Genomic DNA, 17,670 nt, shown 5'->3' with positions numbered 1-17,670 from the left:
ACCGAGGGTTTTCTACTTTTTTACCATCAGAGTCAGTGTAGAAATAGTTTAAACCAACATCTATGCCTACCATCCGATTTGTGGGTTTATGTTGTTCATTTCGCTCTTGGTCGATGGAAAACTGAACGTAATATCCATCGGCTCGACGCACGACACGAACGCGCTTAATTTGCTCTTTCTGGTAAAAATGCAAATCGCGAGTTCCCCACATATTAAAAGTTCCAGCCTTAAAGCCATCCCTAAATGTAATGGTTAATCGGTCATCCGATAACACCCATCCATCAACCTTGTACTCGACTGAGCCGTGTGTTCGATGTTTCTTAAAACGTGGGAAGCCTTTCTTACCCGGAACCTTTTTCTTGCAATTATCAAAGAATCTAGCAATAGCACTCCAAGCTCTTTCAGCACTAGCTTGACAGGCTTGCGCTGAAAGTTTTTTGCACCATTCAAATTGTTCTCTGAGTATTTTGCAATACTTGTTCAAATCATACCTGTTGACCCTTTTGTTATCCATCCAGTATCTCAGGCAACTATTACGCACGAAACGGGCAGTACGAATCATCTCATCTAAGATGGCGTACTGCTCGTCTGTCCCTCGTAATTTAGCCTCGAATACTAACACATGGTGGTTTTAATTCTATGTCATTAAGTTTAACAATTGATACGGAGATTGTAAAAAGCGGACAGGTCGAATGCCTCGCTTTTTACCTGGGGTGTCCATGTACCTACCCCCAAATCAAAGATTATGGGGGTAGTGCTATAGCCCCCCAGCCCCCCCGTTAAGATAGAAACAACCCGCTTTCTCAAAGAAACCGGGTTTTTGGAGTTTACCGATGTGAAGTGATGCGCGATCGCAACCGCTTAGATTTGCTTACTGAGCATCTTCTCAACGGCTTCGACAATTTGCTCAGGTTGTACAATGGTTAATCGTTCTAGCGCTCCATTGTAAGGGGTGGGAATATCTTGGGAAGACAACCGCAAAACCGGAGCATCAAGTTCATCAAAGAGACGTTCGTTAATAGAGGCGACTAATTCCGCCCCAATTCCGCCTGTTTTCATACACTCTTCCACCACAATCACCTGATGAGTTTTGCGAATGGATTCTCCAATGGTGTCAAAATCTAGGGGTTTGAGGGAGATCAAATCAATCACTTCAGGATCGTAACCTTTTTTAATCAAGGTCGGCACCGCTTGCATGACGTGATGACGCATTCGCGAATAAGTCAAAATGGTAATATCCTTCCCGCTCCGCACGACTTCCGCCTTGTCAATGGGGACGAGATATTCTTCTTCAGGTAACTCGTCTTTGAGGTTGTAGAGGAGAACGTGTTCAAAGAATAAAACGGGGTTATTATCGCGAATGGCTGACTTGAGAAGACCTTTAGCGTTGTAGGGGGTTGAACAAGCCACAATTTTTAAACCGGGAACGCCCTGAAAATAGGCTTCTAAGCGTTGGGAATGTTCGGCCCCGAGTTGACGTCCGACTCCACCTGGCCCCCGAATCACCAAAGGCATGGTAAAGTTTCCGCCTGAAGTATAACGCAACATCCCGGCATTGTTGGCAATTTGGTTAAAAGCCAGGAGCAAAAACCCCATGTTCATGCCTTCAATGATCGGTCGCAGTCCCGTCATCGCCGCCCCAACAGCCATCCCTGTAAAGCTATTTTCAGCAATGGGAGTATCGAGAACCCGCAGATCTCCGTATTTTTGGTAAAGGTCTTTCGTTACCTTATAGGAACCGCCATAGTGACCGACATCTTCTCCTAAGACCAATACGGAGGGATCACGAGCCATTTCTTCATCAATAGCCTGACGCAGCGCATTAAACAAAAGGGTTGGTGCCATCTGAGTTAAAGTGTATGATTTAACCGAAGTGTCAATTGAAGAACGCCCTTGAATGTTGGGACTGACAGAACAATTGCACCCGGACTGGTTTAATTATTTAGATAAGCTTATCAGCATAGCATAACATGAGGTTGACTGACTCTTTGAAAAATTAGACCTGCTCATTGGGGTCACAGCGAATTTCAATGATAAAGCCATCAGGGTCATAAAAATAGATCCCCCGTCCTGTCGGGCGACTCACGGGGCCGCTATCTACAGGGATTTGATGTTGATGCAACACTTCAACCGCATGATCAAATAACTGCGGGTCAATATCAAACGCCAGATGATTCGCCCGGGTAAAAGCTTGCTGGGGGTCAGGATCAGGGGGGTGAAGCTGAGGTTGAGCGAATAGGTCAATTACAGTGCCATCCGGCGTGATAAAATTAGCGACTTTTCCCGCCTCAACTAGAGATTTCAGCGTACTGGGGACTTGATCGCCTGTGAGTTCGTGTAAGCCGAGAATCGTTCCATAGAAGTGCCTAGAAGCCTGCAAGTTCACGACATTTAAGGCAATATGATGAACGCGACGCAGACTTCCAGGCTTGAGGGTAAGTGGAGATGAAACTGGGGTAGAAGACATGAGTTTACTCAGTAGATAGAAGCCAGGAGGTTGAGAGTTGAGCCGTTAATGCTGCATCTACCCTCTAAAATCTCAGGTCTAAACGCTTAGTAACCTCCGGGTTCTTCCTCATATTCCGGCATTTTTTTCTTCTCCGGGATATTCACCCTCGGCGGTTGATAAGGCTTGGGTGTTTCATCATCAGCCCAGGCATCAGATTCTACATCATCTTCGTATTCATACTCACGAGCGGTGTAGCGTTGATCGTCATAGGCAGGTTCTAGAGGAACGTACTCTCGCTCAGAGTAGCGCTCATCGTATTCACCCCCTTCGACATCAGACCAATTATCTTCTTCGTAGTCATCATAGACAGTTTGGGGCTGACGTAAAGGCTTAGAAGGGATCGGTTCTTGCCATTCGGGTTCATCTTCCCACACTTGCTCAACGACGGGGGCTGTTTGTTGGTAGTCACGCTGGGGAACGGTTTGAGGAGTGCCTTTACCTAACTGGTTAGCAGGTTTAACTGTGGGAGGATAATACATTCCCTCCTCTTCTTTTTCCCAAGGGGCTTCTCCCAATCCCATGCGTTCAAGGACTCCGACTGTTAGCTGCTGGAGTCGTTCTTCTGAACCTTCAAAAACAATCAAACGGTTGGGGCCACTACTAACAATCTCATCAATGGAGAGTTCGTAGGTGCTGAGAATCTGATCGGGAATTTGGGGAATGCCGATAGAGGCAATAATAATCGAGATCAGCTTCCCATTGAGCGGATCAAACTTAAACCCTCGAACTCGACCTAATGGTTCTCCGGTTTCGGTGATTACTTCGCTGTTAATCAGAGTGCTGTAAGCTTCGACGTCTATTTCTTCTTCGAGGACTCTTTCATCATCCACCAAGATCACATCGCCGATTTCACGGACACTGCTGAGATACATATATTTTGGCAAACCTGCGACTGCCAAAAAGTTGTCTCGGAGTCCAATTGCTACAATCTCACGCTGGTCTACATCTACCCATAATTGACTCACAACCCCGAGACGCTTGCCTCTATCACGGGTAATCACTTGAGTGCCGAGAAGCTCGGAGCGTTGGCGGATAGTTTCAAATGTCATGCTTGGCCAAATCTAGATGCAATTTAAACATACATATTACTCTACGCAAACCGCAAGCGGTAATCCCGAGTGACTGATTTTTGACTGGCTCTGAATCTTTTTAAGATCTCAATGCACTAACTGGTCAAATGCCCCACCCACAAGGGGATGTGGCTTGCAACTAGACCACTTCGGATCTGTCGCATAGGGGTAATTGACAGTACCCTGTCTCTCCGTCTGACTAGCAGTAGAGAGAAGAAGTTTCTGTTCTTCCCACTCCTGGGGCATCCCGAACAGTCATCGGGGCTGGTCTTTGACCACTTCTATCGTCACGGACAAACCACTTTTTCCTGTTCTCCAACATACCAAGTTGCAGTCAAGAAATGTCTAGTCTGGTGATAGGTATTCGTATTGTACCAGAGACTCTGGCTCGCTTACATCCCCGCTCCACTTGCGGGACAGGGTTTTACGCTCCAGCAATAAAAACGGGAACCTCTAGATCTTAATTCCTAACACCTGTGTGTAGGCTCCCCTGGCTTGAGTCACTCCAATTGTCCGCTCTGATGCTTCCATCATGGGTCGGCGCAAACTCACAACAATAAACTGAGCTTGTTGTGCTTGTCTTTTAATCATTCTAGCTAATCGCTCCACATTTGCCCCGTCTAAAAACATATCGACTTCATCAAAAGCATAAAACGGAGAGGGCCGATAACGCTGCAAGGAGAATATAAAACTCAGGGCAGTTAGGGACTTTTCCCCCCCTGACATGGACGCCAACCGTTGGACGGGCTTTCCTTTGGGGTGGGCGATCAGGTTTAAACCGCTATTAAACGGATCTTCTGGATCATCAATTTGCAGATAACCGTCGCCATCGGACAAGTCGGCGAAGATGCTTTGAAAATTCTCATTCACGGCATCAAAGGCTTCTTGAAAGGCCCGTTGTCGCAGGGTGGTGAAGTTTTCAATCCTCAATAGGAGTTCTGTTCGTTCCCCTTCTAAGGTTGCTAATTTTTGGCTTAATTCTTCCAGGCGGGTTTGGGTGCGTTCATATTCTTCTAAGGCTAACATATTAACGGGTTCTAAGGCTTCCATTTGTTTTTGCAGGGCTTTTAATTCTCGCTGTAAAGAAGCTAGATCCAAATTTTCAGGAATTTCGGGTAACGGATCGCTAAGTTCTGCTTTTTGATTGGTTAATTGTTCTTGTTTGATCGCCAGTTGTTCCCGTCGTCCTTGTTGGGTTTCTTGCAGTTTTTGAATTTGCCATTCTAACTGTTGTTTGGCGAGATGTTGTTCTCTCAAACGAGTTTCTACTTGATCTCGCTGTTGTTTTTCTTCTCCTAAACGGGCTTCTACTTTGACGACTGATGCTTGCGTTTGAGCAATTTGTTCTTGTAGGATTGTAATCTGTTGTTTTATTTCTCGAATTTGATGATTTTGTAGATGTTGTTGCTCTTGATAATCTTCTATTTTTTGTTTTCCTTCTTCGATTTTTTCTTCGATGCGTTGCTGTTGGTTATCTAACTCGATTAACCGTTGCTGAACTTGCTGTAAGGCAGTTTCTTGAGCCTGTAAGTCGGTTTCTTGCGATCGCAATAGGGTTTGTAGCTGTTGCCATTCACTGTGGCTGTGGGCGGCTTCTAGCTGGGCTAAGGTTTCGCGATCGCGTTCTAATTGTTTCTCTTGAAACGGAATCTCTCTTTCTAAAATTTGTAGCCTTGCTTGGGCGGTATTCAGTTCTTGAATATTTTGATTCAGTTGAGTTTGTAAACTCTCTTGTTGGCTGGTTGAGTTTTTAATTTCTGACTCAATTTGACTGACTTTTTGTTGATTATCTCGCAAGGTTTGACGAGCTTCTATTAACGCTTGAGAACGTTCTTTTACAGTAATTGTTGCATCAGAAATAGCCCGCATACACCGTTCTAAAATTCGTTCAATTTCATCTAAGCGCTGACGCAAATTCGCGATCGCTTGACTTTCTGAAGTCGTTTCATCCAACGTTCCAAAATGCAGCGTAGAACGTGAACCTTGACTTCCCCCCGTCATCGCTCCACTAGGTTCTAATAACTCCCCATCTAATGTTACCATGCGATGCTGACCCAGATAACGACGGGCATTATTAAGATTATTAAACACCATCGTATTTCCAAAAACATAGGCGAAAATATTTTCATATTGGCGATCGCATTCAATCAAATTCACCGCCAAATCAATAAACCCTTCTAGCGATCGCATTGTCGATAAATTCCCCATCCCTGAAGTATTAGGGCGAATTTTATTCAACGGTAAAAAGGTAATTCTCCCCGCTTTTTGACGCTTTAAAAGTTCAATTCCCGCAGCCGCTACCCCATCATCTTCTACCACTAAATTTCCTAAACGTCCCCCTGCGGCTATTTCTAATGCTAATTGATAGTCAGGTTCAACTCTCCCCAACTGACAAACTAACCCACAAACCCCTGGAAGCCCTGACTGGGCGATCACTTTTGTTGCATAACTTCCGGTGGCTTCTTGTTGGGCTTGTTGTTGGGCTTCGAGTTTATCAAGTTGACGTTGGGCTTCTCTTTGTTCTCGTAAAAGTCGCGTTTGAGTGTCTTGTTGCAGTTGCAATTCTTGTTCTGCTTGTGCAACAATTTGAGCTAACGTTTCCGTTTGCTGATCAGCATTTTCTCGCTGTTCTTGAGCTTGTTTGACTTCCGTTTGAGCCGTTTCTAATTGCTGTTGTGTAGAAACTAACGACTGTTGCTGCTCATTAATTTGACGTTGCAGTTGATTAACTCGTTCTGTGAGTTTAGCCTGTTCTGTGCGTTGGGGATTGAGCGTTTTTTGCAGGGTTTCTATCTGATGATGCAAATCAGTTTGTTGCTGCATCCAGGCTTCAGCTTGTTGGGCGACTTGACTCGCCGCTTGACGAGTTTGATTTAGACTTTGTTGAACGTGATCGCGTTCAGTCGTCCGAACTTGTAAATTGTGCGTTTCAACTTGTCGCTGAGAAGCAATAGTTTCTAGAGTTTGTTGATAATTTTGTCGTTCTTCTTGGGTTTGTTGAATCTGACTTTGGGTGTTTTTAACGGCTGCTTCAGTTTCCCGTTGGCGTTGTTGAAATTGTCGATATTCAGCTTCTTGTTTTGCTAAGATAGTTTGTAAATCAATTAATTCTTGTTCACCCATTGCTTTAACACGGGCGTTTAACTGTTCCAGTTCAGTTGTCGTCTGTTGAATTTGGCTGGTTTGTTGGTTAAGATTTTCATTGAGTTCAGTTAAAGAGCGATCGCCTGCTTCAATTTGTTCTCGCAGTCGAAAGGTTTGTTTTTGCAACGTTTGATAATTTAAAACCGCTTCCCATTGGGTTTTTTCTTGAAACTCATCTCGCAATTTTTGATATTTTTCCGCTTTGACTCGATCTTTGTTGAGGCGATCGCGTTGGGCGATTAATTCTTGTTCTACAATACGACTGCGTTCTTCTCTTTCTTTAACCGTATCTAACTTCTCTTTAGCTAAGGAAATTTTACGATCAAATTGCGCCACTCCCGCCAACTCATCAATAATTTCTCGACGTTCACGGGGTTTCATGGTAATAATACTGGTAACATCCCCTTGCAGTACGACGTTATAACCTTCCGGGTAGACTCGGAGATGATTCAGTTGTTCGTGGAGTTCGGTTTGAGTACAGGCTTCTCCGTTGATATAGTAGGTAGAAGTGTAAGTTCCCTGTTTCGTCACTCGCAGTTTCCGCGTAACAGTCCATTCCGGCGTTAAACCATAGGTTTTGGGGGGTTCATCGACTTGGGAACCGTTGGTTTCTTGAGGTTGATCGGTTTCTAATTCTTCGAGTTCATCGTCTGCGTAGAACTTCCCATTACGCTGCATGGCTGACCATAAATGGCTATCTTCAGAAAGATCAAAAGTCACGGTAACGCGCGTTTCAACGGTGGTTTTGCGGCTTTGGGTGTTATTAACTAAATCCGGTAAACGTTCCGCCCGCATTCCTTTAGACGAAGACAGTCCTAACGCAAACAGTAACGCATCAAGGATATTTGACTTTCCCGAACCGTTTGGCCCAGAAACCACTGTAAAACCGGGTAACAACGGTATCTCTGTCGTTCCCCCAAAAGATTTGAAATTCGTGAGTTCTACGCGCTTGATGTGAACCATGTACGCTTTGGAACTGTATCTGTGCCTAACTTTGTGTTTATCTTCAACAGGGTAGCACAGTCGCCGTCCAATTCGCGATCGCACAGAGCAGTAACTTAGTTGACAATTTATGGTACAACACGGTACTATCTGTAAGATAACAGACTCACCTCATGGCTATGCAAAAACCACGCAGTCATCGGGTTAGAGGATTTGAATGTTTCTGGGATGTTAAAAAATCATAAGTTAGCGGGTGCTATTGCTGATTCTGCTCTCTATGAAATTCGCCGCCAAGTCGAGTATAAGTCCGAGTGGTACGGTTCAAGAGTAGTGTTTGCTGATAGATTCTATCCGTCAACTAAGACCTGTTCAAATTGCGGTCACGTTCAAGAAATAGCTCTGAAAGAACGAGTTTTCAACTGTAATAATTGCGGTGTAAGCATTGACCGCGATTTGAATGCCAGCCTGAATTTAGAAGGTTATGCCGAGGGCTTCTTGGTGAAATGCCTGTCTGACCGGGTGCTGCTGACAGTCCGGGGTGATGCAGGAAATAAACATTAACACGGTTTATACCGTGTTATATCAGTTTTATAAAGCAGCAGAAACACGAAGACACGAAGACACTAAGATTGACTTCTGTTGTGAAAAAAATCCCCCAGCGAAGGCTGAGGGATTATTGATCAGGGTGCATCTACTGAATTCTGTTTTCTGTGGAGGTTGAGGCGATTCCGGAAGGTTTAGAATAGTCTTTTGAGTTCTTCTCATTTTCTGTCAAAAATATGTCAATCATAGGGTCAGTTATCATCTCAAAAAAAACCCCTAACCGAAGCTAGGGGATAACCATCAGGGTGCATCTACTCATCTATTTACTTCTGATATTGTTGGATAGGTTCCGGATATTTTATTAAATTTCATTTAGGTTATTTCTGGGAAAATATAGCGGTTTTCTATTTTTCGAGGCACAGTTGGATTAAAAACCCGGTTTCTATTGACTGGTCACTGGTCACTGTTGACTGTTCACTGAAAAAAACCCTCAGACTAAGCTGAGGGCTAATTGATCGGGGTGCATCTACTCCTGTTCTGTTTTTCGGTTAATATCAAGGGGTTTCCGGATGATTTGCAGAATGTTTTACGGTATCAAGTTAAGTTGATTGTGACTAAATTGTGAAAGTTTTATGTCAAATTTAGAACAAAAAAATCCCCTAGCTTTCGCCAAGGGAATTTGATCAGGGTGCATCTACTGAGTTCTCTTTCTGTTCTTGATTGACAAGTTCAGGAGAATTTCTTTAAAATTTTAGAGATTAACAGTTTTTAGTTTGCTGTTGATTATTTAATTAAAGCCTGCAACCGTTCTAGATTGCAGGAGTTGAACGCAGATAAAGTCTTTCAAGCAATGATTCTATCGGGTTTGACATCCAGTAAAGCTACTGTCATGTTTTTAACAGAGATTTTTATTTTTTGGGCAAGACGCATCTGAGAAATCGGTTCTCTTAGAATATTTTGGGAAGCCGTCATCAGATCAGCGATGTCTTGATTAACACACTGGATATGCAACACACCCCAACGTCGATAGACTTTGCATTTTGCTAAGGGTTGAAGCCGTTGCAATTCTTCGTGATTTTCACGGTAGAAGTCCCAAATTAACCGGGTTAATTGTGAAGGTCGTCTCATATCAGCAAGGTTTATCAAAATAGATTTAACAGTGAGACACTACATAAATCAATTGAGTGTCTTTCTTCTAGTATGAATCATAAATTACCCTGGTTATCCATTCAATTCGTAAAGCTGAAATAAGACTTAACAGGAGTTTGCGAACTGTAAACTGCTCAATCCACTCTGTAAAATCCTTTAAGTTCAGTCTCCTCTAGGTATTCAAGGATATTTTAAAATTTTTTGGTAAAAGAAAATCATAAACAACTTTACATAAGTTGATAGAACTTAACTGTTTTTTCTCAATTTAACCCCAGATTTGTATCGTATGTAGCTGATCCCTTAAACGCTTTTGGTTTTGACTTCTGTTACTTGGGGTAGTGGGCATCTGCCTGGCAATCGGATTAATCTCCACAATAAACAATCAAATCAATCTCAATATCACCGAAATTGGCAAGACCGAGAACACCGACTGTTGTACGACTGGGTAAACGTTTTGAGTCAAAATAAGACGCATAAATTGAATTAACACTTTGATAATAGCGAAAATCACTTAAAAAAATTCGTGACATGACAACGCGATCAAAATTTGTTCCAGCTTGTTCAAGAACTAACCGCAAATTTTCCATGACTTGTCGGGTTTGTTCTTCAATACTTCCTTTGATGATTTCTCCTGTATTGGGATCTTCAGCAAGCTGTCCGGTAACAAAGAGAAAATCTCCCGCTCGAACTGCATGAGAATAGGGTGCAACAGGCGGTAAAATATTATCAGGTAGGGTAATGTACTCTAACATGGTTAATAATTGCGATAGAAAAGCTTCAAATTTTGATTCTTCAGGTTTATTGATTTTATCCTATTGTTGAATCTTTAAATGGCGTCACCGACTTGTGATAGATGATTAGGGTGCGTTACAATAGGGTGATTGACTCAAAGTGCGATTCAATCTCTAGTAACGCACCGAAGTCAGTTTAAAAATTAAATAGAATTGCTATATTGTTTACTCCTTAAGTGTGTGACCGACTTGTGATAGGATAAAAGTTTTGCACTTCCCCCCTCACAAGTTAGGATAGGAGATCCCCACTATGGCTCGGATGTATTATGATGCAGATGCCAATCTAGATTTACTGGCAGATAAAACAATTGCAATTATTGGTTATGGTTCCCAAGGTCACGCCCACGCCCTCAACCTCAAAGATAGTGGCTTAAACGTAGTCGTTGGGCTGTATCCGGGTAGCAAGTCCGCCCTCAAAGCCAAAGATGAGGGGTTGACGGTTCATCCAGTAGACAAAGCCGCAGAAGTAGCAGACTTGATTATGATTCTGCTGCCGGATGAAGTCCAGAAAACCGTTTACAAAACTGAAATTGAACCCCATCTGGGCGCTGGTAAAATTGTAGCCTTTGCTCATGGCTTTAATATTCATTTTGGTCAAGTTGTCCCCCCACCGGAAGTAGACGTGATTATGGTGGCGCCCAAAGGCCCTGGTCATCTCGTTCGTCGGACTTATCAAGAAGGACAAGGGGTACCTTGTTTGTTTGCGGTGTATCAAGATGCTTCCGGTCAAGCTCGCGATCGCGCAATGGCTTATGCTAAAGGGATTGGTGGAACTAGAGGGGGAATTTTACAAACCACATTCCGCGAAGAAACTGAAACCGATTTATTTGGGGAACAGGTGGTGTTGTGTGGTGGTTTGAGTGAATTGATCAAATCGGGGTTTGAGACGTTGGTAGAGGCGGGTTATCAGCCGGAATTGGCTTATTTTGAATGCTTACACGAAGTTAAATTAATAGTTGACTTGGTGGTTGAGGGCGGTTTAGCTAATATGCGCGATAGTATTTCTAACACAGCAGAATACGGCGATTATACACGCGGCCCCCGGATTATTACTGATGAAACGCGCGCAGAAATGCGTAAAATTTTGAAAGAGATTCAAACTGGTCAATTTGCGCGAGAGTTTGTCTTAGAAAATCAATCGGGTAAACCTGGGTTTACTGCGATGCGTCGCAAAGAAGCAGAACATCCCATCGAAGCCGTCGGAAAAGATTTACGGGCGATGTTTAGCTGGCTGAAGAAAAAATAAAAGGCAGAAGTTGGGTGTAGGGGCGGGTTAAGAACAGTTTACAGTTTACAGTAAACAGTGACCAGCTTTTACAGTTTACAGTTTACAGTAAACAGTGACCAGCTTTTAAGTTATCACTGGTAACTGGTAACTGGTAACTGTAAACTGGTCACTGTAAACTGTTCACTGTTTACTTGCCTCCTCCTTTTTGTAATTGTTCAATTTCTTTCTCTCGTTGGGCATCTAGGTCTCTTGGTCTTAACCAATCGGGCCATAAACCAACGATGAATTCTCGACTTTTGACGCTGGCTTCTCTAGCGGGTTTGGGGAGAAACTCATAGGTATCGCCGGATGTGATAAAAATAGCGACTAACAGTAAGAACAAAATACCCAGTAGTTTTTTAGGATTCATATTTTTGGTTTATAGGGGTTTAGGCTAAAGTCTATCTAATCAATATTGTAATCAGCAGATGTCTATCTGAGATGGGTTCTCTATATTGAGATCAAACTCGTCACGTCGGTTTCTGTCAAAAGGTTGAACTCAGATTGAGATTTAAGCATTAAAATAAAAAAGACCAGCCGAAACTGGTCTTTTATCACAATGAAAAGCACCGTTGTTGTTTCGATTTGAGGCTAACCCAGGAGGTGCGTTCCCATGCAACCTGCGGGTTGGAGTTCTCAAATCTCCCTAATTCTCGATTGTAACAAAAAACACCAATTTTTCCGATAGTATTTTCACTCATCCTCTAGAAGTAGGGTGTTGGGGTATCGTTTCAGCAGTCTATGGCTTGGCGATCGCCGCTTGAGGATTCCCCCAGATCACGGTTTCATGCTTATAGATAACCATTCCGGGTTTTGATCCTTTGGGTTTATAGACGTGTTTGGGTTTTGTATAAATCACGGGAACCTGTTCACTCTGACGAGCGCGGCTATGATATGCTGTTAAATTCGCTACAAACTGCAAATCTTTTTCTTCGGGGACGTCCCCGGCGCTGAGTCGTAACAATACATGGCTTCCGGGAATTTCCTGGCTATGAAACCACAAGTCATAATCTCCTGCAATTTTTGAAGTCAATAAATCATTTTGGCGGTTATTTCGTCCAACTAATAATTCAAAACCAGTAGGGGTTTTATACCGATGAAATTCGGTTTCAGTGGTTGCTCGATTTTGATAACCGGGTGTATTAAAATAGCCTTGTTGGGTGAGTTCGTCGCGAATTTCTGCGAGAGTTTGTAAATCTTCTGAGGTTTGATAAGATTCAATTTGAGCGATCGCGGCTTCGACTTGTTCTAAATAATCAATTTCGGCTTTTACTTCGGCTAAAAGCGGTTCAACGGCTATTCTCGCCCGTTTTAACTTTTGATGGCGTTTATAATAGGCTTGGGCATTTTGAACGGCATTTTTTTCGGGTTCGAGGGGAATTTTAACGGGTTCTCCGGTTTCAAAATCTGATAAGATTATATTGGTCATTCCGGGTTTCCATTCATGCAGAGAAGCCATTAATAAATCTGCTTGGGTGCGGTAGCTGTCAGCGTTGTCGGATTGTTTGAGACGTTGAATAAACCCGTCAGCTTTTTGGCGTAATTTACTGAGAAGATTGTTGAGTTTTTGGCTAATTTGATGGCGGAGTTGCTGAAAGTCTTGTTGGTTAAGTTCGGCAACATAGTAACGGTTGAGGAGTTCTTGAACCGTTTTAATAGACGGTTGAGTTGGGGTATGATTCCAAGCAATAACAGAATATCCGGTTTCTGTAAAATGGGGATAAAAGTTAGATTTTTCTAAGGCTTCTAACCATTGACACCAACATTCAAATAAACGAGTCCATTCCGCATCGCTGAGGCTATCGGTTGAACGATCAGGATCGAGTCCGGCAGCTTGAACCATTGCTAAAATTAAAGCTGAACTCAAGCCTCGATAGGTTTTGAGGAGTTGACGCTTGAGGGAACCGGGAATTAAACTGACTCGTCGTTGCCATTGATCTAGAGGTTCACTCAACCGAGGAATGGGATCGGTGAGACTGGGCGGGAGTTCGTAAGGTTGACTGGTTTGGATCGGGCGAACACTCGACTGTTGACTACTGACTTGATGTGCTGTTGTGACAATTAGGTTATCTTGTCCCGTTAAGACAACGTTACTATATTTGCTCATCACTTCAACGTAGAGATGCCAGAGGGGGCTTTCTCCGGGGCGTTTAGCAAATTGCAAGTCTAACACCCTTTCCCAAGGTGAAACTTCCGCGATCGCAACTAAGGCTAAACCGCTTAACTGATGTCGCAGTTGATCGCTAAAGGTAAACGTATCGGGTACGCGAGGAGGCGGATCACCGATACACATTCGGGCGGCTTGGGGGTGCCAAGAAATATCTAGCCATCCTTTACCCTTAAGCGTGCGTAACAGCAGGGAAATGGTAAAGCGATCGCGTTGATAAACTTGTTCGAGACGGGCGGGAAGCCATTGTTCTCGAAGTTCTGTACAAGTGGCGAGCAGAGTGGTGTAGTCAACAGGTTGCATGATTGAAGAGACAGTTATCAGTGACCAGTTATCAGTGACCAGTTTAGACAGTTATCAGTTATCAGCGATCAGTCTTGTAGGGGTAATTCATCACCCTTACCAGTTATCAGTTGTTTTCACTGGTCACTGGTGAGGTAGTGCGGTCTTGGGGTCTCCCCAAGTGGAGCAACTACCGAACCCGAAGGGTCACTGGTCACTGGTCACTGATTTAACTAAATCCATGTTCAGCGAGAAATTCGGGGGTAATATCTTCTATTGTAGAAATTGAGGGCATTTCGTTGAAAACGGCAGGAGTTCTCAGGAATTTGGCAACATATTTCCCCAGGATGTCCGCTTCGAGATTGACCCAACTACCGGGTTTGAGGTACTTTAGATTGGTTTGGCTGTAAGTGTGAGGAATAACAGCAACTTGAAACCAGTTCCCTTCGCGATCGCAATCGGCTATCGTCAGACTGATACCGTTAATAGCGATACTGCCTTTGGGAACAATGAAAGGAGCAATGTGTTGATGCCATAGGGTGGCTTGTGTAGGGGCGCTAAACTGCATTTCCCAAGAACTCGCGGTTTGAACCGAAGACTGTAAACATCCAATCCCATCAACATGACCTGTCACGAAATGTCCACCTAATTTGCTCCCGGCACGCAGGGAGGTTTCAAGGTTGAAGTAGCCGTCTAAACCCTGTCCTAACGTCGTCCGACGTAGGGTTTCTGGGGAAGCCGTAGCGACAAAACCCCCGGTGATGATTTCGACGACAGTTAGACAAACTCCGTTAACTGCAACACTATCACCGATGGCTAAATCTTCTAAGATTAAATCAGTTTGACCGGAAACGCAGGAGATTTGAAACTGTTCGTCGCTTAGGGGCAAAATTCTCCCCAATGCTTGAATTAATCCTGTGAACATGGCACTTTTTCAGTAGGGGATCAATGTTAAGTGAATAAAACTGGATTCACGTTTTGCCTGAAAGCTGAGTTTGACGGGTGAGATTGTCAAACAAAAATCTGTTGTTGATTTCAGGGAATTTCAAGGCATACTGGAATGCAGGATGTTCTGTCTACGGGTTTGATTACTCGTTTACCTAAAGTATTCTATCGAGGCTGAGTCGATGATTGAAATGAAAGTCGCCGGAATCGCGCTAGATGCTGCTACTCGCAGTCCCATCGTTCTTTTGAGGGATGCCTCAGAGCGGCGTGCCTTGCCTATTTTTATTGGTCAGGATCAAGCTAGATCGATTATTGGCGCATTGGAAAACCATAAACCTCCCAGACCGTTAACTCACGATTTGTTCGTCAGTATGATGGATTCTTGGGATCTGACCTTGGAACGGGTTGTGATTCACTCCCTGCAAGATAATACCTTTTATGCTGTCTTAATTGTGCGTCAAGGGGAGTTGAAAAAAGAAATTGATGCTCGTCCCAGTGATGCGATCGCTCTGGCTTTGCGGACAGATACCCCCATTTGGGTGATGGAAGAAGTAGTTGCAGATGCTTCTATTCCGGTGGATCGGGAGGCTGATGAGGCTGAACGCCGTGCTTTTCGGGAGTTTGTGTCCAACCTGAGTCCGCAAGATCTGATCAAACGTTCCGATTTTCGCAAAAAAGATGAGGCCCAGTAATTGGGGTTCAGATCATGGATGGTTTGATTGACAAAAATATAGCTCAATTCCTCAATCTAAAATCCGAATTTTAAAATGCGTTATCGGCGGTTTGGTAAAACCGATCTACGCCTTTCTGTTCTAACGCTTGGAACCATGCGATATCTGGCGTCTGAGGACAATGCAAGGCATACAGTGCAGCAGGCAGTATCCCAAGGAATTAATCATATCGAGACGGCAACAGGGTATGGGAATAGTGAACAATATTTGGGTGCTGCATTATTAGCTGGGTTGCCTGTTGTGCGATCGCAACTTTACATCACATCAAAACTTATCCCGTCGGCTGATCCGAGCGAGATGGAACGGGGGGTTGATCAATCCTTGGAACGGCTAAATCTCGATTACCTCGATTGTTTAGCCCTTCATGGTATTAATACCTGGGAACATCTCGATCTGGCAATACGGGGAATGTCGGGGGTGCAGAAGACTCTTGAGGATGGTCGAGTCAAGCACATTGGCTTTTCGACCCACGCACCATTAGAGGTGATTCTCGCTGCTATTAATACACATTTGTTTGAATTTGTCAATCTGCATTATTACTATTTTTTTCAGCGAAATGCAGCAGCTATTGAGTTAGCCGCCCAAAATGATATGGGGATTTTTATTATTTCTCCGGCAGACAAGGGCGGACAGCTTTATACTCCATCCCGACGTTTACAACAGTTGTGTCAGCCTTTTTCGCCTCTGATGTTAAATTATCGCTTTTTACTCAGCGATCGCCGCATTACGACGTTAAGCGTGGGGGCGGCGAACCCAAAGGAGTTAGATTGGCCATTAACGGTGGCCGATCAAGATGGGGAGTTAACCGAGGAGGAAAAAGCTGTTTTAGACGGTTTAGACGCCACTCAGGGAGAAGTTTTGGGGAGTGAAGGGTGTAGCCAGTGTTATGAGTGTTTACCCTGTCCTGAAGCCATTAATATCCCGGAGGTGTTGCGGTTGCGAAATTTAGCCGTGGCTTACGAGATGACAGAGTTTGGAAAATATCGCTATCGAATGTTTGAAAATGCGGGTCATTGGTTCCCTGGAAACAAGGGAAACCGTTGTACAGACTGTGGGGACTGTTTACCGCGTTGTCCGCAAAAGTTGGATATTCCAACGTTACTGAGGGATACTCATCAACGTTTAAACGGAAAAGAAGGGCGACGTTTGTGGGAATAAAACTAGGAAAAAAAAGGAGATATCCAGAAATGTTTCAACCTGTATGTGAACTAAATCAAGTCAAAAGTTACCCTACTGTTATTACAACAAATGGGGATGAAGCTAATATTTATTATCCCGATTTATCCCAAGTTGAAAATCCGCCTTTTAAATTGCCGATTGCTTTATTTTTACAAGGATTTGATGTTGATAAATTATATTATACTCTATTTTCTAAGTTAATTGCCACCGCAGGATTTGTGGTTGTCGTTCCCAATCATACTCCACCCGGTCGGACTTATCTGGCTCCAGAATTGACTCAAATTTCAGCCATATTAGATTATTTTAAAAGCGATTCTATTCAAGCAAATTTAGAGATTGCCAACACTGTAGATCCAGAAAAAATGGTTGTATTCGGTCATTCTTGCGGGGGAATTACAGGTTTAGAAGCGATTCGATATTCACAAACCGTTGAGCAGATTTCCGGTAAAAAGTACATTAGACCTCCTGAGTTAGTTGGAGGGGTTTTTTATGGAACGAATCTTTTAACAAAAGAAGCCGGATCACTAACGATTCAAAATTCAGGAATTCCCATCGCTTTAATTGCAGGTGAACTTGATACTATTGTTTTACCTGAATTTACTCAAAGAACTTATGACAATATAGCCGATAGTCCGAAGGCTTTTATTCAAATTAAAGGAATAAATCATTATGGAATCACTGATGTTTCTCAACCTAAAGATGGGCCAGAAGAAGAAAATAAACCCCAACTTAAACAAACAGAATCCGTTAAAATGATTGCAGAATGGAGTGGGTTATTTTTACAGGCTTATGTTCTAAAACTGCAAGCTTCTTTAGATTGTTTATCGCAGTATCGTAATTTTTACAATGAACAAGTCAAGGTAATTTGTGAGGGATAATTCTTAGGAGTTCTACCCGAAAACCCGATTTTTTTGAACAAGAGGGTTTTTTCGCGGAGAGGAGTAGTATAAT

General features: G+C 43.4%; 14 protein-coding genes and 1 pseudogene. 5 read left to right on the top strand and 10 right to left on the bottom strand.

Going from position 1 to position 17,670, the window contains the following annotated elements:
• The 5 genes from VB836_RS21895 to smc form a co-directional block, all read right to left on the bottom strand.
• Window positions 1–562, bottom strand: a 562-nt coding sequence (locus VB836_RS21895) for an RNA-guided endonuclease InsQ/TnpB family protein (protein ID WP_323222518.1), incomplete at its 3' end; no start/stop codon positions are given.
• Between the two features lie 299 nt (window positions 563–861).
• Window positions 862–1,845 (bottom strand): alpha-ketoacid dehydrogenase subunit beta, encoded by a 984-nt coding sequence (locus VB836_RS21890; protein ID WP_323222516.1) that lies wholly within the window; start codon window positions 1,843–1,845, stop codon window positions 862–864.
• A 151-nt stretch (window positions 1,846–1,996) separates the two neighbouring features.
• Window positions 1,997–2,467: a VOC family protein gene (locus VB836_RS21885; RefSeq protein WP_323222514.1), complete on the bottom strand. Its 471-nt coding sequence runs from the start codon at window positions 2,465–2,467 to the stop codon at window positions 1,997–1,999.
• 86 nt (window positions 2,468–2,553) lie between these two features.
• On the bottom strand, window positions 2,554–3,558 hold the full coding sequence (locus VB836_RS21880) for a PRC-barrel domain-containing protein (protein ID WP_046281390.1): 1,005 nt from the start codon (window positions 3,556–3,558) through the stop codon (window positions 2,554–2,556).
• A gap of 474 nt (window positions 3,559–4,032) precedes the next feature.
• A complete protein-coding gene (gene smc, locus VB836_RS21875; RefSeq protein ID WP_323222511.1) occupies window positions 4,033–7,686 on the bottom strand; it encodes a chromosome segregation protein SMC in 3,654 nt (1,217 codons plus the stop codon).
• A 153-nt stretch (window positions 7,687–7,839) separates the two neighbouring features.
• Here smc and VB836_RS21870 point away from each other — a divergent pair.
• Window positions 7,840–8,226 (top strand): annotated as a pseudogene (locus VB836_RS21870) (RNA-guided endonuclease InsQ/TnpB family protein); the annotation flags it as partial.
• An 825-nt stretch (window positions 8,227–9,051) separates the two neighbouring features.
• Here VB836_RS21870 and VB836_RS21865 read toward each other — a convergent pair.
• Window positions 9,052–9,336, bottom strand: a complete 285-nt coding sequence (locus tag VB836_RS21865; RefSeq protein ID WP_323222509.1) for a hypothetical protein — start codon at window positions 9,334–9,336, stop codon at window positions 9,052–9,054.
• Between the two features lie 383 nt (window positions 9,337–9,719).
• Window positions 9,720–10,109: a RidA family protein gene (locus tag VB836_RS21860; RefSeq protein WP_046281896.1), complete on the bottom strand. Its 390-nt coding sequence runs from the start codon at window positions 10,107–10,109 to the stop codon at window positions 9,720–9,722.
• A gap of 289 nt (window positions 10,110–10,398) precedes the next feature.
• On the opposite strand from VB836_RS21860, the gene ilvC reads away from it, so the two are divergent.
• Window positions 10,399–11,394: a ketol-acid reductoisomerase gene (gene ilvC, locus VB836_RS21855; protein ID WP_046281897.1), complete on the top strand. Its 996-nt coding sequence runs from the start codon at window positions 10,399–10,401 to the stop codon at window positions 11,392–11,394.
• A gap of 169 nt (window positions 11,395–11,563) precedes the next feature.
• Here the strand turns inward: ilvC and VB836_RS21850 are convergent, their stop codons facing one another.
• The 3 genes from VB836_RS21850 to VB836_RS21840 form a co-directional block, all read right to left on the bottom strand.
• Window positions 11,564–11,785 (bottom strand): hypothetical protein, encoded by a 222-nt coding sequence (locus VB836_RS21850; protein ID WP_323222507.1) that lies wholly within the window; start codon window positions 11,783–11,785, stop codon window positions 11,564–11,566.
• A 369-nt stretch (window positions 11,786–12,154) separates the two neighbouring features.
• Window positions 12,155–13,885: an Rqc2 family fibronectin-binding protein gene (locus VB836_RS21845; protein ID WP_323222504.1), complete on the bottom strand. Its 1,731-nt coding sequence runs from the start codon at window positions 13,883–13,885 to the stop codon at window positions 12,155–12,157.
• A gap of 208 nt (window positions 13,886–14,093) precedes the next feature.
• Complete coding sequence (locus VB836_RS21840) at window positions 14,094–14,789, bottom strand: riboflavin synthase (RefSeq protein WP_323222502.1); 696 nt, start codon at window positions 14,787–14,789, stop codon at window positions 14,094–14,096.
• 202 nt (window positions 14,790–14,991) lie between these two features.
• On the opposite strand from VB836_RS21840, the gene VB836_RS21835 reads away from it, so the two are divergent.
• The 3 genes from VB836_RS21835 to VB836_RS21825 all read left to right on the top strand — a co-directional run bounded on the left by VB836_RS21835 (window position 14,992) and on the right by VB836_RS21825 (window position 17,597).
• The gene (locus tag VB836_RS21835) at window positions 14,992–15,501 is read left to right on the top strand and encodes a bifunctional nuclease family protein (protein ID WP_046278482.1); all 510 of its coding nucleotides are present in this window, start codon (window positions 14,992–14,994) and stop codon (window positions 15,499–15,501) included.
• A gap of 75 nt (window positions 15,502–15,576) precedes the next feature.
• A complete protein-coding gene (locus tag VB836_RS21830) occupies window positions 15,577–16,698 on the top strand; it encodes an aldo/keto reductase (protein ID WP_323222500.1) in 1,122 nt (373 codons plus the stop codon).
• Window positions 16,699–16,727: 29 nt separating this feature from the next.
• Entirely contained in the window at window positions 16,728–17,597 is an 870-nt protein-coding gene (locus VB836_RS21825; protein ID WP_323222498.1) for an alpha/beta hydrolase, read from the top strand.
• Window positions 17,598–17,670 lie beyond the last annotated feature (73 nt).

Source organism: Limnoraphis robusta BA-68 BA1, from assembly GCF_034932365.1.
Classification (GTDB): domain Bacteria; phylum Cyanobacteriota; class Cyanobacteriia; order Cyanobacteriales; family Microcoleaceae; genus Capilliphycus; species Capilliphycus robustus.
This window is presented reverse-complemented; position numbering and strand designations above follow the sequence as displayed.